Origin of the sequence: Halomonas sp. ALS9 (assembly GCF_001651035.1) — a bacterium.
Lineage (GTDB): Bacteria > Pseudomonadota > Gammaproteobacteria > Pseudomonadales > Halomonadaceae > Vreelandella.
Window position 1 is genome coordinate 447,760 of record NZ_LXRG01000054.1, and the last position, 26,339, is coordinate 474,098.

The window sequence follows — 26,339 nt, forward strand, 5'->3', positions numbered from 1 at the left end:
TCGCTAATATGGAGGAAAGTTTTTGATTCGGCTAGAAGTGTACGTTTAGTAATAGCTGAAATTACGCTTTAGCAGATAGTTGAGGACGAGTGCTGAACCGATAGGCTCGCCGAGATGACTGACGCGCCGACACGCTCAGCCACTCGGGACGTCGCCAGATTCTGAGCGCAACGTACGAGATCACTAAGGCTCAATCGCTTCACGATAGGCACGCAAGTGTGAGATTAACGCCCGCAATTTAGGGGGCTGGTTACGACGATTTGGGAAGTATAGGTAAAAACCGGGAAAAGGCTGCAAGTATGTCTGCAACAACGGCACTAGCTCACCGCTTTCTAACCAAGGTAGAAATGTCTCTTCCATACCTATGGTAATCCCTCCCCCTGCAAGAGCGGTTCTTATCATGAGCAACATATCGTTGGTCGTGATTTGAGGGTTAACCCCCACATCAAACTCTCGCCCTTTCTCGGCAAACTCCCAGCGGTAAGGTGCCACGCTCGGTGCAGGCCGCCAGCCAATGCAAAGATGATTCAGCAGTTCGAAAGGTTCGTCTGGCGTGCCATACCGCTGCAAATAGCGGGGAGAGGCCACGACTACTTGGCGTTGTGGCCCTGAGAGCGGCACTGCCACCATGTCTTGCTCGATGACTTCTCCCAAGCGCACTCCAGCATCGAACCCGGCACCCACAATATCGAACTCTTCATCGGTTACGGTTACGTCCAACGTAATACTGGGGTAAGCCTCGGCAAAGGTTGCGATCAGTGGGCCGGAGAGAAAACGCTCGGCTATTGAAGTAACCGCCACCCTTAACAGCCCTCGAGGAGGGCCATCATCCACGACTTCTTCCAATGCAGATGTAATAGCCGTAAACGGTTCGGTTATCTGCGCTCTTAGCCGAGTACCTGCTTCGGTCAGGCTCACACTGCGGGTAGAGCGCTGAACCAATGCGATGCCCAACTCATCTTCCAGCCGTCGCATGCTCTGGCTGACAGCAGAACGAGTAACGCCCAACTGGTCAGCAGCAGCACGAAAATTTCCAGCTTGCGCAACAGCTAGGAAGACTTTCAAAAGATTGAAATCTGCGCTCATTGGAAAGCAATCCTAACCAATGTGGTTAGCTTTGGGTAGCTTCTCACGATAACGATAGGTCTCTAAAGTTCTAACAAGCGTTCAGCCCCGAGCGCCTAATGGAACAATGGAGATTAACATGAGCAATATTCAAGGCAAGGTAATCCTCATCACCGGTGCCAGCAGTGGCATCGGCGAAGCAACCGCCCGAACACTTGCCAACCAAGGCGCCAGCATTGCCCTCGGCGCACGACGCATCGATAGGTTAGAAAAGCTGGTGGCAGAAATTAACGCCGCTGGAGGCAAGGCAATCGCATGTGCGGTTGACGTGACTCGCCGCGAGGACGTGCAGTCATTCGCCGATTACGCGCTAGACAAGTTCGGCCGAATCGACGTGATTATCAATAACGCTGGCGTAATGCCGCTATCACCGGTTGCCGCCCTGAAGGTCGATGAGTGGGATCGCATGATTGACGTCAATATCCGCGGCGTGTTGCACGGCATCGCCGCCGTACTGCCCACCATGCAGCAACAAGGTAGCGGGCATGTGATCAATATCTCGTCAATCGGCGGCCTTTACGTTGTGCCCACCGGCGCAGTCTACTGTGCGACTAAATATGCCGTACGCGCGATTTCCGATGGGCTGCGTCAGGAACACAGCAACATCCGTGTGACCTGTGTCTATCCCGGCGTGGTTGAATCTGAGTTGGCGGACACCATCACCGATGCGTCGGCAGCAGAAGCCATGCGTCATTTTCGTCAAATTGCACTCAAGCCAGAAGCGATCGCCAACGCCATCGCTCATGTGGTTGGACAGCCAGCAGACGTCGACACCACTGACATTGTGGTACGTCCCGTCGCAAGCCCCGCCTGACCTCGGCGAAATTACCTCTGCCTGACCGTGGAGTTCAATCACCCATTCACCTACAGACATAGTGCCTCCCCAATGCCATAACAGGGCTGCGCAAGGTTAGCTGATATAAAGCCGCTGTCGTCACCATAACTTCATTTTAACGATTTTTATAAACTTAAGAGTTTAAAATCATGAAAATTTTAAGTACGTTAACAATCATTACATTGATGCTTATTTCAGGAATAGCAATCGCTGAGAGAGGCTCTACTGAGGACAACAGAATCATTAATCCTGAATTTTCAACATCCACGCATAAAGAGAGTGACACACCCAGCGTCTCACCTTCTGGGATGACTATTAGAAACCCCTAGTTGCAACTACTGATACTCAGCTAGCAAGTTATATATGGGAGACGACTATGTTTAAAAAAAACCCGGCCGTTTTGGCTGGGTTTAAATTACGCTTGAGCTATCACTAACTAGTTAAATAAGCGCCTATTTAAAACTCTTCCCACTCCAATTCTGCCACTTTGGCCCTGGGAGCCCTTCCACCTGCAGACCCAGTCTGCTTTATAGAAGAAACGGCCTTTGGTAGAGCATTACTGATTGGCAGAGCAACACGACTCTCACCCCCAGCCAATTTGAAGGTAGCCACAGCCAATTCAAGCTGAGCTGCCTGCTCTTCGAGTGAAGCTGCTGCTGTAGCCGCTTGTTGAACCAGGGCTGCGTTCTGCTGCGTCACCTCATCCATTTGCGAGACAGCTTGATTAACCTGTTCGATGCCATCACTTTGCTCCGAGGAAGCAGCGGAGATTTCATCCATAATATCGGCAACACGCTTCACGGAAGCCATTATCTCTTCCATTGTTCGGCCAGCCCCTTCCACAAGGTCAGAGCCCTGCTTCACCTGGCCCGCTGATGTTTCAATTAATGCTCTAATCTCCTTAGACGCATCAGCACTACGACTTGCCAAATTACGTACTTCAGTGGCCACTACGGCGAAGCCTCGCCCCTGCTCACCCGCACGAGCAGCCTCAACCGACGCATTGAGTGCAAGAATGTTGGTCTGAAAGGCAATCGAGTCGATCACACCAATGATGTCGCTCATCTTTTTAGAGCTTTCTGCTATCCCATGCATTGTCGCAACTACTTGGCCTACCGCTTCCCCACCGCGCGCTGCCGTTGTAGACGCATCACTCGCTAAGGTGCTGCCCTGGCGCGCATTATCTGAGTTTTGCTTCACGGTCGCAGTGAGCTGTTCCATGCTGGCAGCCGTCTCTTGGAGTGAAGCGGCCTGTTGCTCTGTACGCGAAGAAAGATCGGCATTGCCGCCGGAAATTTCTCTTGCACCGATATGGATAGATCCACTGCTGTCACGCACGGATGAGACGGTTTGTGAAAGCCCTTTCTGCATATATTGCATAGCCGCGAACAGTTGGCCTATTTCGTTTCGTCCCCGCTCTGCGATTTTATGCGATAAATCACCTTGGGCAATGCGCTCAAAATGATGAACGGCTTCTTGAATGGGGCGGATAACAACTCGCATCATGCCCATTCGAACGAAGATAACGCATAATAAAACCAGCAGCAAAGCAGCCAGTCCGACATAACCAGATACGGTCATTGTAGAATGATAATCGGCCATAAGATTTTGGCCACGAGTGCTGGCATAGTCGTTAAAGGCTTCATTGGCCTGGACATAGGCTAGGTTGAGCTGGTCACCCTCACGTTTAGCTGTACGAAAGGCGTTCTCATTATTTTGCAACAGTGCCTCATATTGTGGCTCTAAACCGCGGGCCACAAGCTGAGTAAAAGCAGCTTCTATCGCATCAGCAAAAGGTTTTCCTTGCTCAGACTTCGGAACCACAGTAAATGCTTCAAAACGCTGCGCGGCTCTTTGCAGGCTTTGGCCTGCTGTTTCTAGATAGGTTTCTGCCAGCGCCTGATTCCCTTCGTTCAAAGCGTCGAGGTGGTTAAGAAAAAATAGCTGGGTGTCAGCGATATTCACTTGCGTTCGATTAAGAGCGTTCAGTTGCTCAACGTTAATACGGTTAAGTTCATCTATCGAACTCGCTCCCAGAGTGCTGGATTGGTAGCCCAACACCGCGACAAGAAGGATCAGAGCGGTAAACAAACCCAGAACAGCCGTTAAGCCTGCCTTAACGGATAGGTTTTTCAATAGGTTATGCATTGTCTACTCTTATATAGAGAATCAATCGTGAACGAATGACTCCAGCCACGGGGAAGGTGTTACTCCATAACAAAAAATCAAACTACGTGTTATGGGTAAGTACGATAAATTATCGGCAGCCGTAACCCGAGATTTAGGTGTTACAAAAGATAATTTTAAAATTTTGATCCAGGTCAATTTTTTAATCTAATTTTAAAATAATGCCGAAACTTTTTGTTTTAAAAAATCAATAAGTTGCAAACTAACAGTACGCGATGCGAGGAAAACCCGCCATGAGAACTTTACTTAACCCATTGATATTAATAGTAATAAATAAAAATTAAAAAAAGCGCCTAATATAATTAAGTCACCTAAATTTATCTTCGAGGCTTGCTTAAATATGCTGAATGACCATTAGGCATCCAAGCTTATCTGCCAATAGCCAACGTCGTGCCACTGATCGAACTTGAACCCTACTTTTTCAAAATGAGCCACTTTTTTCATACCCATTTTTTCATGCAGAGCGACACTGGCAGAGTTGGGAAGCGTGATACCGCCAATCACCGTATTAATTCCACCTTCTTTCAGCTTGGCAAAGGTAGCTTTATACAGTTTTGCACCCAAGCCCCTGCCCTGCATCTGGTTGGCAAGGTAGACGCTAGCTTCGACTGAAAATCGATAGGCGCTTCTCTCCTTCCATTTTGTCGCGTAGGCATAACCCACCACAGCACCATCTTCTACGGCCACCAGCCAGGGTAAACCAGCCCCCTGAACCCCCTCAATTCTGCGCTCGATATCAGCACCCGATACGGGCTTCTCTTCAAACGAAATAGCGGTATTTTCAATGTAGAAATTATAAATATGCGCTATTGCGCCCGCATCGCTCTTTGCGGCATCTCTGATCATGGTTAATTCCGTTTGTATTCTAACGATTTTAAAATCACCAAACGCCTGTCACGCAGGCCGTTTGGCAAGCAGCGCCCAGACACCCGCCGAAGAAAGCAACGTTCCACCAACGACGTTAAAACGGCGTTGCGCACGAGGCGATGCAAGCATTTTGCGCACCGACGTTGCGAACACGGCGTAAAGCGTGGCATTTAGCGTTGCCAACACCACGAAGGTGACGGCCAACATCCACAGCTGTTGACCTGCATCGGCTTTCGGGCTAACGAATTGCGGCAAAAAGGCGACGAAGAAGATAATGCCTTTCGGGTTAAGCGCGGTCACGAGATAAGTATTAGCGAACAGCTTCCAGCGCGACCCTGATACCTTAGGCGCGACCGGTTGCACCGACGATATACCGGCACGTAAAAGCTTTATGCCCATATATAGCAGGTATAAACCACCGATCCATTTGATCACGGTGAACCAAAAGGCCGAGGTGGCTAACACCGCACCCAGACCCAGCAACGAAAAAAGCAGCGCCGTTGAATCGCCTAACGCCACCGCAGCAACAAGCGGAATATTAGCGCGCCTGCCTTGGGCAATCGAGTAGCTAACGACGGTTAAAATTGTTGGCCCCGGGATGGCAAGCAAGGCCACTGAGGCAAGAGCAAAAGCGAACCACATTTCGATAGACATCGGGCGCCACCTCACAGTTAGTTACTGCTAAGTTAGCATAAGCTCAACGAAGGTTGGAATGCTCTGTGAGGCGTTTATTGCCTATATCTTCATTGCTGACTTTTAACTGTCACCATATGCCTAGCTGCACGGCAACCCACCTCCCCGGCGCCAAGGTACCAATAAAGGCACCGACCAGCCCCAGGTAGGCACCCATCATCCCACTGCGATGCTGCTCTACCCTGCCCTTGAAGATCGCCAACACCGCAACAGCAAGCGCCACTAACACCCATAACGAAAGCAGGTGGATCGGCCCAAAGTGCCCCATCAACGGCAGAACGCCGCCGCCGAACCAGAAGGAGCTCAACGCCGAGAGGGCCATGGCCAGCACCCAAGTGCTGCCCAATATGCGATGGAGGATAGTGCCCTTGTTCGAGAGCAGCAGGATGGCCCCAAGCACCAGGGCCAGAAGGGACGCGTAAAGATGCAAAGTCAAAGCCATGGAAACCTCCGAGAGCCAAGCAAACCGCCCGGCAAATGCAACTTGTTGCATAAGGCTAGTCTCTACTTCTTTAATATGCAACTATGTGCATAACACTCTCACAACACACGGTTCCTTATGTCCCTACGCGCCGTTTTGTTAATCACTCTGCAGCGTGAGCCCGGCACCGGCTACGATATCCTGCAACGCTTCAAAGCGGGCCTTGCCCATGTTTGGCAAGCCAGCCATCAGCAGCTCTACCGCGAGCTTGAACGGATGCGCAGTGATGGCCAGTTAACATGTGAGACGCTGCCGCAAACTGAACGCCCCGACCGCAAGATTTATCGAGTTACCGAAGCGGGCCTTCAAGCGCTCGACACCTGGCTCGCCGAGCCCTTAGCCGCCAACCCTGTGCGCCAGCCGCTGTTTGCCAAATTTTTCGCTTGGGAGCGCTGGCCCGAGCAGGCCCGCCGCGAAGAGCTCACCGCTTTTCGCGAGCAACTCAAGGAGCGCCTGACGACCTACGCCGCCATCGAGCGGGAGTGGTTTAGCGACCCACAGGCGCTGACGCCCGCCCAGCGCGCGCCCTGGCACACGCTGCGGCTTGGTCAGCGCCTTACAGAAACGTGGGTGGAATGGGTTGAGGAAGTAATGAAGGAAGAGTAGCTATGATGGCCTTTAGTTGAGACTAAATAAAAAAACCGCCCAACCAAGCTCTTGTAAACCAAGCTCTTGTAAATCAAGGGCTCGACCTCAAGCGAACAAGCAGGCATGGTGAGTATTATTATCCACCATCAGCGAACCAACAGGAGGTTACGCCAATGCCGCACTCTCTTACTCAAAACCTGTCTCAAAACCTAGGCAGGATGGGGCTATTATCGATTTTAGTTTTGTCTCCCAATGCCTTCAGCCAACAACAAGCGGGGGTTGCCTCCGGTAATGATGTCACTACTGAGTCGTTCCAGGACTGGGAAGTCCGTTGCCAGCGTAATGCCGCGGGACCAGCCCCTTGTGCGATGTCGCAATTGGTCACTCAACCTGACAGCGACCAGCCCTTGATGCAGGTAATCCTCGACTATCCGCCCCAGATCAATGACCCGGCGATGAGCTTCTTCGTGCCGCTAGGGGTACGCCTGGCCCCGGGCTTGCAATTGAGTGTGGATAACGGTGAGCCAATCCAATTCCCCTATCAGGTCTGCCAGGAGCAAGGGTGCCGTGCTGACGTCCCCATTGAGCCGTCGATGTTGCAGCAACTCCGCAGTGGCAATACGGCAACCCTCAGCATGATTGATCCACGCGGTGACCGCATGGACCTAGAAATTTCGCTGATCGGCTTTACCGACGCCAGTGCCCGCATCGCTCCCTGATCTCACTCCCCCGAACAAGACGCCCCCGGAATTCCGGGGGCGTTGATGTTGCTAGGTTCTCAGTTTACAGAGAGTGTCAGTAGCTCTCATTGAGAACCGCTTCCGGAAAGTAGCGGCGCAACATCCGATTCTGGAAATCGTCCACGAAACGGCTATTAATAATGATGATGAACCGCTCGAAGGGTGTCTCGCTGTCGAGCTGTTCGATCCCGTCGACACTGTGGAATAGCCGGTCATCGCGCAGATGAAGGATATCACCCGGACTCAGGGTGATATCAACCAAGGGTTGCGTGCCAGCCTTGTCGCCATAGAGGTGGTTTTCACCCCCTGCCACGTTTTCTCGATTGAGGACCAGAATGCTCAAGGCCTTGCAGCCATCGGCATGAATCCCCTGTCCCTGAAGGGGGTCTATGCTGCCTTCCCCGCGAACCCCGGTGATCTGCATCAGGATGGGTTCGCGCGCACCGATACTCCACAGCTTTGCCCAGGCGCGAACGAAGGCCTTCACATCAGGGCGCGCCATGAATTCCCGAGTCAGCGGATCATAGTACCGCAGGCGATCCGCCATGCTTTCCGCGTCATTGAAGGCCCCTCCCTGGGCCATGGGGCATTGGCCCATATCTTCGACATCTCCCTGATCATTCAGGGCGAGCCATGACATTCGCTTCCATCGCTGGTTCACATAGGGATCGCGCGGCAGGTCAGCGGTAAACCCCTGCCAGGCGGTCAGATCAATTCGTCCCCGAATATCGGTTTTCGCCCAATCCTGATGCCTCAGCGCCTCGGTCACTCCCGGATGCCAATAATCGGCGAGTGAATCGACAGGCATGAAGGTGAGATCAAAACCGTGCTTGAGGGTATCGAGTTTCATGTTGGTATTCTCCTGTTAACTGGGCGGAATTGCCCTGGGTTGCCGGTGTAAGAACGCGGTCAACAGGAGAGAAATGAAAAGATTTGCAAATACATGTCAAAGAAATGTACTAAGAAAGAGTAATTTTTTTGAAAACAGGATCAGACCGCTGATGACGTATATGTCTAGGTTACCTCCTTCACATAGGTGTAGGATAATCACAATAAAGTGACTATTGTTGCCATTATGATGGCTCTTGACAGTGTTTTTTCTTTAAGTGGATCCCATGACTGCCAGCGATTCCCGACATCACAGAGATCCGGAACGCCTGAAGAAGAACCGCAGGGAGTTTTCCGGTGCGCTCGTGTTGAAGGTGTCAAAGATACCTCCAACGGATGGCATTGATTCGCATGATGTCGGCAGGGAAGAAGTCGAGTTAGTACGCCGCCAGTATCTGGAGAGTGAGCAGCGATTCCGCACCCTGCTGGAGAGTCTGCCGAAGGTGGCGGTTCAGGGGTATGATCGCGATCGGCGAGTGATTTACTGGAATGAGGGTAGCACTCGCCTCTATGGCTATACCGCTGAGGAAGCCCTGGGACAGTTACTGGAAGATCTGATCATTCCTGCCTTAATGCGTGACGAGGTGATCCAGGCACATGATGCCTGGATCAAAGAAGGGGTCGATATACCCGCCGATGAACTTGAGCTCAAGCATAAAACCGGTGAACTGGTATCGGTCTTTTCGCAGCACCTGATGCTCAATGAGCATACCGACTCACCCTTGATGTTTTGCGTGGATGTTGATCTTTCCGACCAGAAGCGCGCCCACCGTGACCTGGAATTCGCCACCCATTTCGACAGGCTCACCCACCTACCCAACCGCCAGACCTTCGAGGTCGACCTGGACAGTCTGTTGGATTCCTGTCGACGCCAGGGCAATGGCCTGGCAACCATCTATGTGGACATCGATCACTTCGTCGAGATCAATGATGCTCTTGGCTATGATCAGGGTGATCGCCTACTCGTTGAGCTGACTCGGCGACTGAGAGAGCGCCAGCGAGTTACCGACCTGGTGTCTCGTGTCTCTAGCGATGAATTCGTGCTGGCCTTTCCCGGCGTCCACTTGGACTCCGATGTCAGACGGGTCGTTCGTCATGTCCAGAATGTCTTTCGGGAACCTTTCGCCCTGGATGGTCGGGAGCGTCAGGTCACGGCCTGCCTAGGCGTGGCGCTTTTTCCCGAGAATGGTGAATCGTCACGCGAATTGATCCGTAATGCCGATGTTGCCAAGAATCGTGCCAAACTAGATGGTCGGGGTGCTGTTCGCTTCTTCCAACAGAAGCTCCATGATGAGCTGGTTCGCCAGCACTATCTCTCGGCGCGACTCGAGGAAGCCCTGGATAACGGTGAATTCGCCCTCCACTACCAGCCCCAGGTCTCCGCGGCCAGTGGGCGAATAGAGAATCTCGAGGCCTTAATACGCTGGGAGCCTGCCGAGGGCCCGACGATCTCGCCTGGCGAGTTTATCCCGCTGGTCGAGCGTTCCGGTTTGATCCATCGTCTGGGCGACTGGGTCATCGAAGAGGCTTGCCGCCAGCAGGTGGAATGGCGTGCCAAGGGGTTTCATCAGCACCGCATCGACATCAATGTATCGGGTCGCCAACTGGTGCGTCCCGATGCCCTCAAAGGCTTCGAGGACTCGCTGCAGCGTCACGGCTTAGCTCCGCGGGATATCGGCATCGAATTGACCGAGAATGTCCTGATCGAAGCCGACGAGACCGTCCTCGAGGACCTGCGGCGCCTCTATCATCGCGGTATTCATATTGCTATCGACGACTTCGGAACCGGTTATTCCTCCCTGAGCTACCTCAAGCACTTTCCAGCCACTGCCCTAAAGATCGATCGCTCCTTCATCAACGACGCTCTCACACAGCCAAAGGATAGGGCCATCATGGAGGGTGCCATCTTCATCGGTCATCGGTTGGGATTGGAGGTGGTGGCCGAGGGCGTCGAGAACGCCGAACAGTTGTCATTGCTTCGCGAAATGCATTGCGACCTCATCCAGGGGTTCTTCTTCTACCGTCCGATGCCGGCCAAGGAAATCGACCGCCTGCTGGGCGGTTTCGTGCCTGGTCACGAAGGGCCGTCGAGCTGAGCCTTGTCGTGATTTGGGATCCCATACCCGGGGTTGCCATGACTGGAGACTTTGTGAATGACCTCGATGCTCATTGATCGCTGGGACTGACTCTTTGGCCCTAGCTGGATCGCCTTTATCGGCCAGAGGCTATCCTTTGGCACATCTTATATACCGCTCGCCATAAACAGCCGAGTGACGGTGAAATGAGGCTCGGCGACAGCAGGCAGCGTATTAAATAAGCCTCGTTAAGCATTAAACCGTATTTGATAGCCCTGCTTGCTCGCGCTAAAGCCTGCGGACTCGTATAACCTATGGGTTGCAGGTTCTTTGGAGCCAGTCATGAGCGCCGCTTTATAGCAACCAGCTTGCTGTGCGAAGTCTGTTGCATACTCAAGGATAGCCTTGCCTATACCCTGATTCCGGTGACTCTTGGAAACAATTACGTTTTCTATGATCGCATATGGGCGACCAGACCAACTCAGATTTGCGCAAATATTTATGGTGCAAGTGCCGACCATACTCCCAGTGGAAAAAGCACCTACTACACATCCACCGGTTTCCAATATAGCTTTGTGAATGGTGCGCATGTCGTCATAGGACGGCCTAGGCGAACGAGGTCGATCATACTCATCGATCAGGTTTAGAACGCCTTCAATTTCTTTCTGCTCAACCTGTCGAATCTCCATAGTGGATCTCTGTATGATTAGCATTTCGAGCTTAAACTCATCCCAGCGAACGGAACGAGTGATTTAAAACACTTGTTAGGCGATGTAAGCTTACAACCTCCTAATTTATTTTAATGGCGGAGGAATGTATTCAAGTATTTCGTCACCTGCATCATCAAAAGTTCCAGTTGAACGCCAGCCTACATGTCGATAGAAACCATATGAACGAGCTCTCGGATCGGATGAGCAACCGAGGAAAAGCCTCTTGAAGCCGAGTACTTTGAAATCTTCAGTCATGAGATTTAGTAGGATCTTGCCGATACCTTTGTTTTCGTATTCTGGTAACAATGCAAGAACAACAATTTCTCCAGTTTCTCTATCGCCAAAGCAATAACCGCCAATCCTTCCTTCACTAACACCGACGTAGCCAGGTAAGGAGCCATCACTAATGCCTGTTTGCCAGCTATCCAGAGTTATGCCGAGCTCTTCCAATTGCTCGACAGAGAAAGCATTCTCTCTTGTCTTACCTCTCAACGCGATGCACTCGGGCGTGTCTTCAGGTGCTGCTACTCTGTATGTGATTTTCATTGCGAACCATGTGTAATGGTTGGTTATAGGCCTAACGAGGCTGAAGGAAAACCCGATTTCGAGCCGTCTCCATCGCCGGTCATCTTTATTTATTTACCCAGCCAGCGACATCCCCCCAATACCGCCGACCATCAGTGATTTCACGAAGGCGGCATTGAGATAAACACAGCTTACAAGTCTATAACGTTACTCGATATATTGGCTCGTGGTGATTACCGTGCCATAGGCGAATGCCAAGGCTGCCATTATTGAGGCGTGTACCTGATGCGCAGGTATTTTCACGTCATCGAACTCAAGATCCATAGTGGCACAGGCATCGTGTATGGTCGTCGTCTTATAGCCTAAGTCCGACGCTGCACGGCTTGTTGCATCAATACACATATGGCTCATGGCGCCGATGACCACGACTTCATCAATACCCTGCTTATCCAGCAGCTCTTTCAGACCAGTCTCAAGAAACGAGTTGGGGAAATGCTTCACTAGCACTGTTTCCGATTCAAGGGGAGCGACCATAGGATGGATAGCCACCTCCTGCGAACCGGGGGTAAAGAAAGGGGCTTCTGAATCAGTAGACTCATGTTGCAGATAGACGACAAAATCTTTTGTCGATCGAGCATGCTCAATGACCTTGGCTGCATTCTTCGCTGCTTTTTCAATTCCTATCAGCGGCAACTTTCCACCGGGGAAATATTCATTCTGGATATCGACGACAATAATGGCGCGATTACTCATAGTGTTAATCCTCTTTCAATAGCGTTTACCCAGCGTTTTGGTGACATTGCCCTCTGAACGAGCGCTCAGTCGGCACGCTGGCATAATGACATGGGCCACCATAAGGATGGAGGCCCATTGGGAATCAGAAGGAGACTAGTTCGCCATCAGCGGGAATCAAGACGCGTTCCTGGAGACCCTCCTCCTGCACGTAGTCAGCCAATTCGTCACGGCTTAGCGTCATATGGTTCACGGCATCCATATGTACCGCGATAATGGTGGCACTGGGGGCTGCCTGATGAGTACGCAGCGTATCTTCCTTGCCCATAATAATGGGGTCACCTTCGAAGCCAGTGACTTCTGCGGCACCGGTATTCAGCACAATCACCTCAGGGTTGAAGTGCGCCAATGCCTGCTCAACTTCGTCGCGCCATACGCTATCGCCGACTAAATAGGTGGTTTTCTGTCCCGGTGCTTCAAAGACCACACCCATGACCTCGCCGAGCGATTGCGCCAGTTCAGGAACAGCATAGAGGGTATCTGAGCCATGCTGGCCACCCGTCTTGTGAAGCTGCACTCCGCCGAACTCGGTACCATCTTCAAGAACGCGCACATCGCTGAAACCTTGAGAGCGAATCAGCTCAGCATCCTCCATATTCTGGGCGAACAGAGGAATACCCTTCGGTAATAGCACCTGGGCAGCGTCATCCCAGTGGTCAAGGTGGGTATGGGTAACAATGACGGCGTCTATGCCGTCGATCAAATCCTCTGCTGGCATTGGCAGCCCGACCAGTGGGTTACGCAACTCGCTGCGGTAGGTGTTCTCGAAACCTGGATAGGCGCCCTGTTCAGCCAGCATAGGGTCAATCAAGAAAGTGGTATCCCCGTAGGTGATTTTCACCGTGGCGTTACGAATCTGCTGTACCTGCTGGATTGTCTCCTGAGCACCTGACGCTGCGAATGCGCTACCGGCAATGAAAACCGAGGCTAACAGAAGTGAACTGGTTAAAGTCTTAGTGAGCATCTAATGACGTCCTTCAATACGTTATTGGGTTGATGCCATGCAGTTTAGAGAGAGGTGACCGACACAAACATTGGCCTAACAGACAATGATCGAAACTTTTGGGCCAGCATGGTACCGTTTAAGTGAATAAAACCTTAGGAGCAAAGCCTTGCCCTTACCTCGTGTCGGATTGATTCTTCATCCACGTATCACCCCTTTCCATTTTTCGGTGCCCTATACGGTGTTCGGGATGGAGTTGCCAGATCAACCGCTGTTCGATCTTTCCATTGTGGCACCAGAGGGAACGTCACTAGAGAGTGAGGGGGTAATGACGCTAAGGACGGACGGCGGTTTAGCGCTCTTGGACAACGTGGATATCGCCGTGGTACCCGGCTGGCATGATCTGGATGAATCGCCAGCACCTGAGCTGGCCGAGGCGCTCGTTCGCTGCCATGAACGGGGTGCTTACGTGGTGGGACTCTGTTTCGGCACATATGCGCTGGCCTACGCTGGCTTACTGGATGGCAGGCGGGCCTCAACCCACTGGGTAGCTGAGCAGGACTTCAGTGAGCGCTTCCCAAGCGTCAAACTCGACACCAATGCGCTTTATGTGGAGGAGGATCGTCTAGTGACGTCCGCTGGCACGGCTGCTGGCCTGGACTGCTGCTTGTTCTTGGTGCGCAAATATTACGGCGCGCAGATTGCCAACAAGATTGCCCGTATCATGGTGGTTCCGCCGCATCGCGAAGGCGGGCAGGCGCAGTTTATTGAGCAACCTGTTGCCGTCTCTACCCAGGATGCCCACATCAATCGCTTATTGGACTATTTGAGAGAAAACTTAGTCGCTTCGCATAGTATTGATGATTTAGCGGCTCGAACCGCCATGAGCCGACGTACCTTCACGCGTCACTTTCAAAAAGCGACCGGCATGACGGTGGTGGAGTGGCTCGTGAACGAGCGGTTACGACATGGGCGCGAGCTATTGGAAACCACTTCTTTATCGGTAGAAGCAATTGCAGAGAGAGTAGGTTTTCACACAGCAACGTCTTTCCGACAACATTTTAGGCATCGCCATCAAGTGAGCCCCCGCGACTGGCGCAAGACCTTCGGCGACAATGCCTGACGTATATCGGAGCCCTACCCTGCCATTGGCTGCGTTTATGGCTTCACCGGTTCAACCGGTTGAAGTCACCTGCAAGATTCATCGCGTTTTGAGTCAACGCATGGCTTAGGCAAAAAGGAATGCAACCATATTGATGACATTCCCCTTTTCTGATGGCTTTAAAAGGCTGGTTTCAGCCAGAAGCGGCCTTTTAGTCTTCTCTGATATAACGACGCCATAAGCCGCGCGAGCTCGCGAGCGTCGGGCGACCGAAGGGATCGTACTTAATGGCTTGGTTACACCTGATTCGTAAAATGGCGAAGGACTTCGGATTTAACATCTTCCATAGTACTGAATCGCCCACTTAACCTATAGAAACAGTTCATCCAACCCCGTCCCGGGACATCAACCATTCTGGTGTGAGTTTCATCCGGCCCTTCGTATCCATACCTTTCGAAAAGAGACATTTGAACTTCAAAATTGCGCTCTCTCATGGTGGCATCGTCCAAAAACGGAAACTGGCCTTCAAAAACCACCTCTTGATTTGTTAGCTCATCAACAGCGTCAAATATGACTGCCTCGCCAAAATTTTCTTTAATATGATTTAGAAAAATATCAAGTTCAAGACGTTTGTTTTCCATGCCAAATGTTCTCTCGCTTTTGTATAACGCCCGGCTCACCGAGCAAATTTTTGATGGCGGCTTTTGTGCGTGTTTTTGCACAAAAGGTGACAGCGGAAATTTGTCCGGTGCAGCCGTTTGTTAGCTACTGAACTACGCATTGGCAACTTCATTATACCACCACCCGTCTTGGTCGTTTACATAGCGATCAATCTGGCACAATGCCTCTACACAGCCAGCCATAGCTTCTCTCGTAAGGTGCTCTTGGAAAAGGCAAAGACACTCGGCAAACAGAAAAAGCGAACTGTTAATAAAGACACTTTTCATACCAAAATCATGATCAAGCAGAATTACATTACCAGAGCTTAGCTCGATGCCAATATTACTTCCGCTTCCATCTGAGCCTATTGGAAAGAAGCCGGCTTGCATATTGCTGAGCGCTTCATAACTCGAAAAGCTCAGGAATGACGCTGCTTGCCTTGGAAAGCCAACTTTGCAGAGAAAATCCCGATCATCATCTCGGAGCTCATACCCCAAGAGAGCAGACTCTGGGAATTGGGAAAATTCATCTAACTTTAAGTTGAGCTCCTCTGGAACGTCCGGGAGGGCTTTAATGAATCTTGCCTTAAACTCTTCTGATGTCATGCAGTCCTCAATGTAGCTAACGCCCCCAAGCAGGGGCATATTTTTGCGTTTTGAGCGCAGCGAAGCAAAAATATGTCCCACTGCCTTGGATTGTTAGTTTTTACCTACTACTGCGTGTTCTTCCAGTTTTCATCGACATTTAACCAAAATGCTGGGGTCAATGAGTGCGATGTTTCAAAGCTGACAAGATGCCCATCATACTCACCAAGCACTTTACCTTCGACGACTTCAATGATGGTGGATAAAGAATCACTTGGCACGGGTATCGTGTCTAAATCCGTACAAGTCTCTGCGAACCACCCTGGATAGTACTTACTCGTGGGGCCGCCCATGCCATAAGTGCTTGGCTGATTGGTACTTTCAAGGTATTCCCACCAGCTTATTGCTTCGACGATGAATCCGTTCTTGATGAGCGCACTTGCAAAAGGTCGGTAGTTCTCCCGCGATACAATAATATCTATGTACCCATCGCCTACTGGCTGGGCTTTATACTCATCAAGCAGTGCATCGAGCGATATTTTGTCTTGATTGGGCACGAATACATCCTGAAAACTAACGTTTTGCACAGCGGCGCGAGGAACGAGGCGTCCGGCGCCGCAGGCGCGCACTGGTGCAACTGGTTACGGCTTTGCATGACGGCTGACCAATAGTGGAATGCCACGATTAACCCAAAATTCAGGACAAACACCGCCGCTCGACATCCCATGGGTCTTGAGCCGCTCGACGCCGAAGTTCTTTTCATGGGAGATACAACGGCCATTAGATACTTCGTACTCCCGTTCTATAATTTCCTTTAGCTCGTCAGGCGATTCAGGCATGTAAATAACGCTTAAGCGTTCTTTCAGTTCACGCCACAGAATAGGATCGCCCCTTAGTCCCCACTTTACCGGTTCTTCTTCAAATATCTCAGATACCTTCATAGTTCACCTGAGCCATAACGCCCGCAATAAGCGGCGCGAGGTACGAGCGTCCGGCGTCCGGCGTCCGGCGACCGGGGACCGGGGACCGGGGACCGCAGGGAGCGTACTTGATTGCATGGTTATGCATTCTTAGGTCTCATTTCACGACCACTTGGATCCATTGATAGCAGAATTTCGTGTACTCCAGTAAGCCTCTGACGTGGTGCATCGCTTTCTGGAATCACCTCGAATAAACCCCATGCAATTGTATCGGCGTCATTTGCAAAGCTGTCGTAAGATGCGGATGGATCCTCAAGATGGTAACAAAGACGAAAGGCTGTTTCGTACCCTATTATCTTGGCAAATCGAGCTATTGTTTCTGACGCAACACCCTTAGAAAGCATTTCATTGATAATTGCCCCAAAATCACCAAGTGGCTCTTTTGAAATTTCGGCCTCGGAGATGGTTTTTACCCAGGATGAGTCTTCTTCATCAGGAATGCACTTCCAAACGCCTCGAGCGAAAATGTTTATGTGCTCCATAAGTTAACCTTTGCATAACGCCCGGCTCACCGAGCAAATTTTTGATGGCGGCTTTTGTGCGTGTTTTTTGCACAAAAGGTGACAGCGGAAGTTTGTCCGGTGCAGCCGTTTGTTAAAACTAATCTGTAAATACAACTTGGCCAACGTATTCAGGAAACTGTTCTCTGAAAGCTCGGGAAAACTCGCTTGGTATTAGCACTGTTTTTACATCATCTAATGTAAACCGTAGATTTCCTACAATTCGCCACTCACGTTCAAAATAGTAATTATCGGGGTCATCATCTGCTTTTCGGTGATCAAAAAACTTAAAGTAGCTAAACAAATGAAAATCAAGAAACCGTTTTAGCTCCATTACTCGTTTAGACAAGCCAGAAACACCAGGCGTGGGATCGGCTTCTCGTGCTAGCGTTCTAAATATATCAAATAACTCATGATACTCGCTTAGCATTTCATCGAAATGCTGCCCTTTAGAAACAGTCTCACTCATATGCTCTATTAAAGAGTCATGACCATGTTCAAATACAATTTTTTGAATGTCTTCGCAGTTCAGGTTTTTTGATCTGTTTACACTTGCATCAATTGGTAGGTAATGAACAGGAACCCCTCCTGCGGCAGCAATAAAGTCTTTGGTAAATGATAAGCCTATTGAACTGTACTTTCCCATGTGTAGGGAGATATCTTCTAAAGGAATATCGGCAAAACAAGTTATGTCAGGGCTATACATTTCATTGTTGCTGATAGATGCCCCCACATTCACTTGTAAGTTACCACTAGCATTTGGATTATGAGGGGGGTGAGTGATCCAACCTTCCGAGAGAATTTTCGCAAACAACCTAAATTGCTCGCCAGTGTCCATACCACGACCAATAAAGTGTAATAGCTCTTTGGATATATAACGTTGAGTCAATCCTGACACGAGTTTCTCCTGAGTTTTAACAGTGGTTATAAACCCCACTACATAACCTGAATGAACCCGGCGGCGCTTTCATTGAGGTTATATAGCCCATCAGTCACGATCTATCCCGCTGAAATTAAAATAAATTAAGTATAAATAGGCAGCATAATATAGATTATCGTTCCGGCTGAATCAGCATGCCGCTTTCGCCGGAACGACCGCTTTGGGTCGAAACCAGTCCTCCAACAAGGTGTCCCTGCAGCCACCACCTGCGCTGCTTGCACCACCTTAAGTACAAGTTATCCAAATCTTCTTAGCTTCAAAGCTACCAGATAACGATTGCTGCCGTCACTGGAAATTAACCGTTTATACCGCCTTCATTTCTGGGCAATGAACACGGTAAGCTTGGCGGCTACGCCGCTGCTGAGCAACGACCTTGATGATGACTACCCACTGGATACTCGGCCCTGGTGCCATTGGCCGCCTGCTGGCCCATTCGCTTTCACCTTTAGCGGCCACCACGCTAATTGGTCGACGTGCGCTGCCTGAGCAGCAAGCACTTTCCACACCTGAAGGCGAACAAAAGGTGCAGCCTCTCAATATACTCACGGTTGCCCAACTCACCTCTAAAACGCATGAACCACCCGCTTTTGTACATCTCACTACCAAAGCGATGGCGGCAGAGACGGCGCTGGCTGGCATTAGTGGTTATATTCCCCCTTCTACCCCGCTGGTGCTGTGGCAGAACGGCTTTTTGGCTCAGCCGCGGATTACTCAGGCGTGGCCGGGGCCAGTGCTATGTGCAACAACAACGGAAGGTGCTTACTTAACCGGTGATGATGGCGTGGTTCACGCCGGGCGCGGGCATACGTTTATTGGCGATTTGAATAACCGGCACAGCGCCCTGGCGGATGAACTTGCGCAAACGTTAACCCAGGCGGGGCTTGCCGCTACCAAAGTGGATGATATTCGCCATCGGTTGTGGCAAAAACTGGCGGTGAACGCGGCGATTAACCCTCTAGTGGCGCTGAATGGCGTGCGCAATGGGGTGCTTCGTGCCGACCCTTATGCGCAGCGTGTGGAAGCTGTGGTAAAGGAAGTCGCGGCGATTATGAAGGCAGAAGGTATTCAGCCGCCAAACGATGGGCAAGATAATGGTATGAGTGGTGAGCAAGCGTGGCTGGCGTTGGTGTGGCAGGTGGTAGAGAACACCGCGAACAACAAGGCTTCTATGCTGCAGGATGTGCAGGCAGAACAGCCTACCGAACGCGGGGCGATATTGGGGCCGTTGATTGAGAACGCCCAGCGCCATGGGTTGGCGTGTGAGGTGTTGCAGGGGTTGGATGATGAGTTAGCAGAGATGGAAGCGAGTTATTTAGGCACTCATCGTCATTGAGGAAAGGACAACCGTTACGTGCGCGGATCACCTGCTAGACTGGATGCGAGCCTGATTCACCACAGGCGCTGGCAGTAATGACTTAACCCAGGAGAAGCAAATGGGATCCAAAGAAGAGAGAGACGTAGAAAAAGGCTATCCGAAGGCCGATTTTGTGGCCAAGCTAAGGCGACTGGCTGATGCCATCGAGAACGGGGAACGTTTCGATATTCAGATTGCAGGCGAGCGCATCTACGTCCCCGTTCGCGCCGAATTCACCATCGAACACGAACGCTCAGATGATGAAGAGGAAATTGAATTTCAGATCAAATGGAAAAATGAGTAGTGTCTGAATCCAGTTGCGTGCGTGATACCAAGGGCAGCTTCGCTGCCCTCCCGCGGGTGCCTCGCTTCTCGCTGCGCTCGCTACTCGTTACCACGCGTCACATAAAAACCACTTCTCACTCAAACACTTAGAGTGTTCCACAAGCGCGTTTATCTCATCGAGACTCACACATCAGGTAACCGGAATCACCACTGCTTTTTGGTAGGCCGGGCGTTCCGCGATTTGTTGGTACCAGCGTTCTAGATTGGGGCGCGGCTGCCAGGTTAAGCCGATATGCCATAAGTTGTAGATAAAGGGTGCAACGGCAATATCGCCCAGGCCAAATTGATTGCCTGAAAAATACGCCTGCTTGGCCAGCACGTTATCCAGCAGTTCAAACAGCTCTTCGCAGGCCTGCATGCCCGCTTCAAGAGCGGCGTGATCGCGCTTATCGGGTGGGGTTCTGACATACCCCATCAAGATAGTGCGATGCTTGGGTGACAGAGTGTTGTTTGCCCAGTCCATCCACTTTTCTGCCTGGGCACGTTCGGCGGGGGCTTCGATCCATAGCTTGTTTTGGCCGTACTGTGCAGCAAGGTAGCGGACAATCGCATTAGATTCCCACAACACGCTGTTGGTGGCGTCGTCTTTGAGTAGCGGCACCAGACCATTGGGGTTCATGGCCAGGTATTCCGGGGTGTTATTTACCCCGTGCTCAAGACCCGCCTGGATCTGCTCAAAGGCCAGCCCAAGCTCTTCGAGCACCCACAGCACTTTTTTGACGTTGGTGGAGTTGTTGCGGCCCCAAAGCGTGATCATGGCAATCCTTGTGTTTACGAGTAGGGAGAAAGCTGAGTTTGCCTCGCATGGGGTTGGGTGGCAAGCTGGGGCTTTTGTGGCAGGGCTGGGGCGGCTTCGCCGCCCTCTCGCGGGTGCCTCGTTTCTCGCTGCGCTCGCTACTCGTTACCACGCGCTACAAAACACCGCTCCTCACCATTTACGATTCCCACCTCACGGTTCCCGCCTCACCATTTACGCCTCACACCTCACGATTCACCTTCTTTATCTTGATAAAACTTCATCAGGCTTGAGAAGTCGAGCTTGCCGTTGCCCTTGGCTTTATGCAGGGTAAACAGTGACCGGGCGGCGGAACCCATGGGAACTGCGGAGGCGCTTTGCTGGCTGATATCCATGGCAAGGCCTAGGTCTTTGATCATTAAATCTACCTGAAAACCGCCTTGGTAGTTTTTGGAAGCCGGTGCATTTTCCATTACCCCAGGGTAGGGGTTGTAAACATTGAGTGCCCAGTTACCACCGGAGCTCTGCTTCATAATTTCAGACAACACCGCAGGGTCGAGGCCATTTTTGATGCCCATATTGATCGCTTCGCAGGTGCCCGCCATCAAGATGGACAGCAGCATGTTGTTGCATGCTTTAGCTACTTGCCCCGCGCCATGGTCGCCGGCGTGGAAGATATTTTTACCCATGGCTTCCAGCACTGGCTTAGCCTGCCGGAACTCGGCCACGCTGCCACCCACAATAAAGGTCAGTGTGGCCGCTTGAGCGCCGCCTACCCCACCGGAAACCGGCGCATCCACAAAGCCGATACCCAGCTTCTCACCGTCAGCGGCAACGCTACGGGCGGTATCGCCGTCAATGGTAGAACAATCGATCACCAGAGCACCCCGTTTGATCACATCAAATAGCGGCGCATCGTCTTCAATGTATAGCCCGCGTACATGCTTGCCTGCGGGCAACATTGAAATGATAAAGTCGGCATCGGTGGCCGCTTCCTGAGCCGAAAAAGCCACTTCACAGCCATTGGCTTTGGCGGTGTCTTGCGCCGCTTGAGAAAGATCAAAGGCGCGAACCTCAAAGCCTGCTTTGACTAGATTGGCAGCCATAGGGCCGCCCATATTGCCCAGACCGATAAATGCGATGGTATTCATTTTATTATCCTTATCAGCAAGTCGTGAGAGCTAAGTTGTAAGAGCTGAGTTGAAAGAACCCAGTCATGAAAACCCAGTTCTGAAAACTCGGTTATGAAAATATAGTATTAGCGTAGATCCGCCAGCGGATTTTGCGACCAGGGGCAAGATAGCAGCTCATTGATAAAGCTATCCTCTACCGAGGCCACATCGGGATACGTCCATGCCGGTTGGCCGTCTTTGTCGACTAGCAGCGCGCGAACCCCTTCAGGGAATTCACGGTGACGGCAGCACTGTACCGACAGCGCCATCTCTGATTGGAACACTTCCGCTAGCGACATATGCTTAGCGCGCTTGAGCTGCTCATCAATCAATTTAACAGACACCGGGCTGCCTTGGGCCAGGGTTTTCTGCGCTTTGCTAAACCATTTATCGTCGCTTTCCACCGCGGCAATCGCGGCTACAATCTGCTCTACGCTATCGTGATCCATCAACTCGCGAATCAGCGCAGCATGCTTATGTATCGGTGTTTCCAAGTCGGCAAAGGCGGGCTGAGACGTCTGCTCCAACTCACGCATCACGCGATTGACCACACCGTGGGCGTCGGTCTGCTCGCCTTTGCCCCAGGCGGCTTCGCTGAGCTGCTGCATCAAGCTGTCGCGCTGGTCGCTGGAGATACAGCGGTCGGCCAAGCCAAGCTGCAAGGCATCTGGCGCGTTGATCTGGCAGCCGGTCATGGCTAGAAAACGTCCCGCACCGTTGGGCAGTCGGTTCAAAAACCAGCTGGCGCCCACATCGGGGTAAAGGCCGATGGTGACTTCCGGCATGGCCAGGCGCGAGGTCTCGGTGACTATGCGGTGGCTGCTGGCACTTAACAGCCCCATACCGCCACCCATGACAATGCCACTGCCCCAGCAGATCACCGGCTTTGGATAGGTATGCAGCAGATAATCGAGCCGATACTCGGTTTCAAAAAAACGCTCTGGGAAGCGGGGGTCGCCCTCGCCAGTAATGGTTTTATACAGGTTGACGACATCGCCACCGGCACAAAACGCTTTCTCGCCGGCACTATCCAGCAGGATCGCCACGACCCGTTCGTCGGTGGCCCACTCTTTTAAGCGCGGCAGCATCAGTTCAATCATTTCAAGCGTTAACGCATTCAGCGAGCGCTCGGCATTAAGCTTAATCTCGCCGATGACATGGCCATCATCGGTGGCGTGTTCGGTAAACAGTACGCTGCTCATTGGCTCTCCTTCTCCTCTTACAGCTCGGTGGCGCCGTCTGCCAGCACCCGACGGGAGATAATTAGGCGCATGATTTCGTTGGTGCCTTCGAGAATCCGGTGTACCCGGGTATCGCGCACGTAGCGCTCCATGGGGTACTCCTTGATATAGCCGTTGCCACCGTATAGCTGCAGCGCTTCATCGCACACTTTAAAGCCCACATCGGTAGCAAAGCGCTTAGCCATGGCACAGTAGGTCGGGGCATCGACGTGCCCTGCATCTAGCTTGGTGGCCGCCATACGCACTAACTGGCGCGCGGCGACCAACTCGGTGACCATATCGGCCAAGCGGAACTGCAGCGCCTGAAACTCGGCCAAGTGCTTGCCGAACTGTTTGCGCTCCCGCATATATTCCCGCGCTTTGTTAATTGCCTGCTGGGCGGTACCGATGGAGCAGGTGGCAATATTGATACGCCCGCCGTCGAGGCCCTTCATGGCGATTTTAAAACCGTCGCCTTCATTGCCGAGCAGGTGATTGGCGGGCACCCGAACGTCTTCAAAAGTGATCATGCGGGTTGGCTGGCTGTTCCAGCCCATTTTCTCTTCCTTGCGCCCGTAGCTAATGCCGTCACTCTTGGCATCCACGGCAAACGCCGAGACGCCGCTAGCCCCTTCGCCACCGGTACGCGCCATCACCACCAGAAAGTCGGTGCTACCGGCGCCGGAAATAAACATCTTGCTGCCGGTCAGCACGTAGTGATCACCATCGCGCTTGGCGGTGGTTTTTAACGATGCCGCGTCAGAGCCTGAGTTGGGCTCGGTTAAACAGTAAGAGCCCAGCAACTCGCCCGTGGCCAGCTTTGCGCCCCATTGCTCTACGGCTTCCGGTGTGCCGAAATCCGCCAGCATCCAGGTGACCATATTGTGGATGGTCAGATACGCAGTGGTAGAGGTACAGCCCATGGAGAGCTGCTCGAAAATGATGCTGGCATCAAGCCGTGAAAGCCCTAACCCGCCCACGCTTTCTGGGGCATAAAGGGAACAAAAGCCCAGCTCGCCCGCTTTACGTATTACATCAACGGGAAAGAACGAGGTTTGATCCCATTCGGCGGCATGGGGCTCCAGCTCGTTTTGGGCGAACGCTCTTGCCATATCGGCAAACGCAACCTGGTCTTCATTAAGCTCAAAATTCATCGCGTATCTCCACTAGTGTGCCTGCACACTGGGTGTTGTCGTTGTAATTGACGTTTACGTTAACTTATCTATTTACCCGGCTACAAGCAACATACCCATGCTTGCGACCTTAGGCGTAGGCCTGCGATTGATAGATAAATAGGTAAATAGATAGATGGAAAAAAGGCGCCAAACGGCGCCCAATGGGAAGGATCAATAAGTACAGGACTGAGAGACTGTTTTAAAAACGGTCTACTTAAAGTTTTTGCGATACATCTTGTCCAGCTCACCGATGATGCCGCTACGGAAGCTAAGCACGCAGATCACAAAAATGATGCCGAGAATCACGCTGACCCAGTTGCCCAGCGGCGATTGCGCCAAAATATGTTGCAGGCTGACCACAATGCCCGCGCCCATCAAAGGGCCCAACAAGGTGCCCACACCGCCCAACAGGGTCATTAAAATCACCTCACCGGACATATGCCAGTGCGCATCGGTCAACGAGGCCAGCTGGAAAACCACGGTTTTCGTTGAACCTGCCAAGCCTGCCAAACCGGCGGAGATAACAAACGCAACAAGCTTATAGGCATCGGTGTTGTAACCCAGCGATACCGCCCGGGGCTCGTTTTCACGAATCGCTTTAAGCACCTGGCCAAACGGCGAGTGCACCGTGCGCTGAATCAGCGCGAAGCCAGCGATAAATATCGCGAAAACAAAGTAGTACATCGCCAGATTGCTGCTCAGGCTGATCACCCCAAACAGTTCGCCACGGGGGACTCCGTGCAAGCCATCCTCACCGCCAGTAAACGGCGCCTGGACAAACATAAAGTACACCAGCTGGGCGATCGCCAAAGTCACCATGGCAAAATAGATACCCTGACGCCTGATGGAGAGCACCCCAAACACCACCCCAAGCAGCGTGGCCAGAACAGTCCCGGCGATAATACCCAGCTCCGGGGTTAATCCAGGGTAGCTCGCCAACAGGTAGCCGGTTACGTAACCACCTGTCGCCAGGAACGCTGCATGACCAAAAGAGAGCAGACCCGCATAGCCAAGCAGCAGATTGAAGGCGCAGGCGAACAGTGCAAAACAGAGCACTTTCATCAGGAACACGGGGTAGGCTAAAAACGGCGCGACCAAGCCCACCACAATCAATGCCAGATAGAACATATTACGGCGAAATTTAGCCCGCTTTTGACGCTCAAGTACCGCGGATGGCGCCGTCATTGGTTGAGATTCTGCCATGTTCATGCCTCCTTACCGAACAGCCCAACGGGGCGAAACATGAGCACAAGGATCATGACAAGAAAGATCACCGTATTAGCGGCTTCTGGGTAGTACACCTTGGTCAGCCCTTCGATGATACCCATTGAGAGTCCGGTGATAATGGCACCTAGAATCGAGCCCATACCGCCAATCACCACTACAGCGAACACCACGATCAACAGGCTTGACCCCATGGTTGGCGATACCGGATAGAGCGGCGCAGCCAGCACCCCGGCAAATGCGGCGAGCGCAACCCCAAACCCGTACGTTAGCGTTATCAACAACGGTACATTAACGCCAAAGGCCTGCATTAACTGCGAGTTTTCAGTACCCGCGCGCAGGTAAGCCCCCAGCCGCGTACGTTCGATCATGAACCAGGTGAACAGGCACATCGCCAGCGCTGCCACCAGCACCCAGGCGCGATAGGTAGGCAGGAACATAAAGCCCAGGTTCAGACCACCCTGAAAAATTTCCGGCGTGGCATAGCGTGCACCAGAAACACCGAAGAAATTGACCAGCGTGCCCTCAAAAATCAGCGCTAAACCGAAGGTCAGCAACAGCCCGTAAAGATGGTCTAAATGAGCGATCCTGCGCAGTAAAAAGCGCTCTAACAGAACACCAAAAGCGCCCACTACTAAAGGAACCAGCAGCAGCGCCAGCCAGTAATTAATGCCTAAATAACGAAAGCCTAACAATGCGGCGAAGGCCCCCAGCATGTATTGCGCCCCATGGGCAAAATTGACGATCTTCAACAGGCCGAAGATGACCGCCAGGCCCAGGCTAAGCAGTGCGTAAAAAGCGCCATTCACAAGGCCCAGCGTTAGCTGCCCCATAAACACGGCCATTGGCACGCCGAATATCATCGTCATAACGCGACTCTCCTCGCCGTCAAGCAGTT

Annotated in this window: 29 protein-coding genes; 7 read left to right on the forward strand and 22 right to left on the reverse strand. The window is 51.9% G+C overall.

Annotated features, from left to right (window positions below):
- Nucleotides 1-183: 183 nt before the first annotated feature.
- Entirely contained in the window at nt 184-1,086 is a 903-nt protein-coding gene (locus tag A6R74_RS03645) for a LysR family transcriptional regulator (RefSeq protein ID WP_064233086.1), read from the reverse strand.
- 118 nt (nt 1,087-1,204) lie between these two features.
- Between A6R74_RS03645 and A6R74_RS03650 the strand changes: the two genes are divergently transcribed.
- Nucleotides 1,205-1,939: an SDR family oxidoreductase gene (locus A6R74_RS03650; RefSeq protein ID WP_064233087.1), complete on the forward strand. Its 735-nt coding sequence runs from the start codon at nt 1,205-1,207 to the stop codon at nt 1,937-1,939.
- A 477-nt stretch (nt 1,940-2,416) separates the two neighbouring features.
- Here the strand turns inward: A6R74_RS03650 and A6R74_RS23205 are convergent, their stop codons facing one another.
- From A6R74_RS23205 to A6R74_RS03670, 4 genes are all read right to left on the reverse strand, one after another.
- On the reverse strand, nt 2,417-4,108 hold the full coding sequence (locus A6R74_RS23205) for a methyl-accepting chemotaxis protein (protein WP_064233088.1): 1,692 nt from the start codon (nt 4,106-4,108) through the stop codon (nt 2,417-2,419).
- Nucleotides 4,109-4,501: 393 nt separating this feature from the next.
- Entirely contained in the window at nt 4,502-4,993 is a 492-nt protein-coding gene (locus tag A6R74_RS03660; RefSeq protein ID WP_064233089.1) for an arsinothricin resistance N-acetyltransferase ArsN1 family B, read from the reverse strand.
- 48 nt (nt 4,994-5,041) lie between these two features.
- Nucleotides 5,042-5,668 carry a LysE family translocator gene (locus A6R74_RS03665; RefSeq protein ID WP_064233090.1) on the reverse strand — a complete coding sequence of 209 codons (627 nt, stop codon included), beginning with the start codon at nt 5,666-5,668 and terminating at the stop codon, nt 5,042-5,044.
- A 109-nt stretch (nt 5,669-5,777) separates the two neighbouring features.
- Nucleotides 5,778-6,149, reverse strand: coding sequence for a DUF2306 domain-containing protein (locus A6R74_RS03670; RefSeq protein ID WP_064233192.1), 372 nt, complete (start codon nt 6,147-6,149; stop codon nt 5,778-5,780).
- A 117-nt stretch (nt 6,150-6,266) separates the two neighbouring features.
- Here A6R74_RS03670 and A6R74_RS03675 point away from each other — a divergent pair, with 117 nt between their 5' ends.
- Nucleotides 6,267-6,794 (forward strand): PadR family transcriptional regulator, encoded by a 528-nt coding sequence (locus A6R74_RS03675; protein WP_064233091.1) that lies wholly within the window; start codon nt 6,267-6,269, stop codon nt 6,792-6,794.
- Nucleotides 6,795-6,949: 155 nt separating this feature from the next.
- Entirely contained in the window at nt 6,950-7,495 is a 546-nt protein-coding gene (locus A6R74_RS03680) for an invasion associated locus B family protein (RefSeq protein WP_064233092.1), read from the forward strand.
- Between the two features lie 76 nt (nt 7,496-7,571).
- Here the strand turns inward: A6R74_RS03680 and A6R74_RS03685 are convergent, their stop codons facing one another.
- On the reverse strand, nt 7,572-8,366 hold the full coding sequence (locus A6R74_RS03685; protein WP_064233093.1) for a 2OG-Fe dioxygenase family protein: 795 nt from the start codon (nt 8,364-8,366) through the stop codon (nt 7,572-7,574).
- Between the two features lie 265 nt (nt 8,367-8,631).
- On the opposite strand from A6R74_RS03685, the gene A6R74_RS03690 reads away from it, so the two are divergent.
- Complete coding sequence (locus A6R74_RS03690; RefSeq protein WP_240488154.1) at nt 8,632-10,500, forward strand: putative bifunctional diguanylate cyclase/phosphodiesterase; 1,869 nt, start codon at nt 8,632-8,634, stop codon at nt 10,498-10,500.
- Between the two features lie 227 nt (nt 10,501-10,727).
- Here A6R74_RS03690 and A6R74_RS03695 read toward each other — a convergent pair whose 3' ends face one another.
- The 4 genes from A6R74_RS03695 to A6R74_RS03710 form a co-directional block, all read right to left on the reverse strand.
- Complete coding sequence (locus A6R74_RS03695) at nt 10,728-11,168, reverse strand: GNAT family N-acetyltransferase (RefSeq protein ID WP_165603347.1); 441 nt, start codon at nt 11,166-11,168, stop codon at nt 10,728-10,730.
- A gap of 105 nt (nt 11,169-11,273) precedes the next feature.
- On the reverse strand, nt 11,274-11,735 hold the full coding sequence (locus A6R74_RS03700) for a GNAT family N-acetyltransferase (RefSeq protein WP_064233095.1): 462 nt from the start codon (nt 11,733-11,735) through the stop codon (nt 11,274-11,276).
- Between the two features lie 186 nt (nt 11,736-11,921).
- On the reverse strand, nt 11,922-12,467 hold the full coding sequence (locus A6R74_RS03705) for a cysteine hydrolase family protein (RefSeq protein ID WP_064233096.1): 546 nt from the start codon (nt 12,465-12,467) through the stop codon (nt 11,922-11,924).
- Between the two features lie 124 nt (nt 12,468-12,591).
- Nucleotides 12,592-13,470, reverse strand: a complete 879-nt coding sequence (locus tag A6R74_RS03710) for an MBL fold metallo-hydrolase (RefSeq protein WP_064233097.1) — start codon at nt 13,468-13,470, stop codon at nt 12,592-12,594.
- A gap of 148 nt (nt 13,471-13,618) precedes the next feature.
- Here A6R74_RS03710 and A6R74_RS03715 point away from each other — a divergent pair, with 148 nt between their 5' ends.
- On the forward strand, nt 13,619-14,572 hold the full coding sequence (locus A6R74_RS03715; RefSeq protein ID WP_064233098.1) for a GlxA family transcriptional regulator: 954 nt from the start codon (nt 13,619-13,621) through the stop codon (nt 14,570-14,572).
- A gap of 275 nt (nt 14,573-14,847) precedes the next feature.
- Here the strand turns inward: A6R74_RS03715 and A6R74_RS03720 are convergent, their stop codons facing one another.
- From A6R74_RS03720 to A6R74_RS03745, 6 genes are all read right to left on the reverse strand, one after another.
- A complete protein-coding gene (locus A6R74_RS03720; protein ID WP_064233099.1) occupies nt 14,848-15,192 on the reverse strand; it encodes a hypothetical protein in 345 nt (114 codons plus the stop codon).
- A gap of 132 nt (nt 15,193-15,324) precedes the next feature.
- The gene (locus tag A6R74_RS03725) at nt 15,325-15,816 is read right to left on the reverse strand and encodes an SUKH-4 family immunity protein (RefSeq protein ID WP_064233100.1); all 492 of its coding nucleotides are present in this window, start codon (nt 15,814-15,816) and stop codon (nt 15,325-15,327) included.
- A 107-nt stretch (nt 15,817-15,923) separates the two neighbouring features.
- Nucleotides 15,924-16,352 (reverse strand): hypothetical protein, encoded by a 429-nt coding sequence (locus A6R74_RS03730; protein WP_064233101.1) that lies wholly within the window; start codon nt 16,350-16,352, stop codon nt 15,924-15,926.
- A gap of 84 nt (nt 16,353-16,436) precedes the next feature.
- On the reverse strand, nt 16,437-16,736 hold the full coding sequence (locus A6R74_RS03735; RefSeq protein ID WP_064233102.1) for a hypothetical protein: 300 nt from the start codon (nt 16,734-16,736) through the stop codon (nt 16,437-16,439).
- Between the two features lie 119 nt (nt 16,737-16,855).
- Nucleotides 16,856-17,257 (reverse strand): hypothetical protein, encoded by a 402-nt coding sequence (locus tag A6R74_RS03740; protein WP_064233103.1) that lies wholly within the window; start codon nt 17,255-17,257, stop codon nt 16,856-16,858.
- 118 nt (nt 17,258-17,375) lie between these two features.
- A complete protein-coding gene (locus A6R74_RS03745; RefSeq protein ID WP_064233104.1) occupies nt 17,376-18,173 on the reverse strand; it encodes an abortive infection system antitoxin AbiGi family protein in 798 nt (265 codons plus the stop codon).
- A 421-nt stretch (nt 18,174-18,594) separates the two neighbouring features.
- On the opposite strand from A6R74_RS03745, the gene A6R74_RS03750 reads away from it, so the two are divergent.
- Nucleotides 18,595-19,548 (forward strand): ketopantoate reductase family protein, encoded by a 954-nt coding sequence (locus tag A6R74_RS03750; protein WP_064233105.1) that lies wholly within the window; start codon nt 18,595-18,597, stop codon nt 19,546-19,548.
- A 100-nt stretch (nt 19,549-19,648) separates the two neighbouring features.
- Nucleotides 19,649-19,873, forward strand: coding sequence for an amphi-Trp domain-containing protein (locus A6R74_RS03755; protein WP_064233106.1), 225 nt, complete (start codon nt 19,649-19,651; stop codon nt 19,871-19,873).
- A gap of 171 nt (nt 19,874-20,044) precedes the next feature.
- On the opposite strand, the gene A6R74_RS03760 is transcribed toward A6R74_RS03755, so the two are convergent.
- From A6R74_RS03760 to A6R74_RS03785, 6 genes are all read right to left on the reverse strand, one after another.
- A complete protein-coding gene (locus A6R74_RS03760; protein ID WP_064233107.1) occupies nt 20,045-20,671 on the reverse strand; it encodes a glutathione S-transferase family protein in 627 nt (208 codons plus the stop codon).
- A 227-nt stretch (nt 20,672-20,898) separates the two neighbouring features.
- Nucleotides 20,899-21,801, reverse strand: coding sequence for a 3-hydroxyisobutyrate dehydrogenase (gene mmsB / locus A6R74_RS03765; protein WP_064233108.1), 903 nt, complete (start codon nt 21,799-21,801; stop codon nt 20,899-20,901).
- Nucleotides 21,802-21,908: 107 nt separating this feature from the next.
- Nucleotides 21,909-23,024, reverse strand: a complete 1,116-nt coding sequence (locus A6R74_RS03770) for an enoyl-CoA hydratase/isomerase family protein (RefSeq protein WP_064233109.1) — start codon at nt 23,022-23,024, stop codon at nt 21,909-21,911.
- 17 nt (nt 23,025-23,041) lie between these two features.
- The gene (locus tag A6R74_RS03775) at nt 23,042-24,196 is read right to left on the reverse strand and encodes an acyl-CoA dehydrogenase family protein (protein ID WP_064233110.1); all 1,155 of its coding nucleotides are present in this window, start codon (nt 24,194-24,196) and stop codon (nt 23,042-23,044) included.
- A gap of 231 nt (nt 24,197-24,427) precedes the next feature.
- Nucleotides 24,428-25,420 carry a branched-chain amino acid ABC transporter permease gene (locus A6R74_RS03780; protein ID WP_064233111.1) on the reverse strand — a complete coding sequence of 331 codons (993 nt, stop codon included), beginning with the start codon at nt 25,418-25,420 and terminating at the stop codon, nt 24,428-24,430.
- Between the two features lie 2 nt (nt 25,421-25,422).
- Nucleotides 25,423-26,310, reverse strand: a complete 888-nt coding sequence (locus A6R74_RS03785; protein ID WP_064233112.1) for a branched-chain amino acid ABC transporter permease — start codon at nt 26,308-26,310, stop codon at nt 25,423-25,425.
- Between the last annotated feature and the right edge of the window lie 29 nt (nt 26,311-26,339).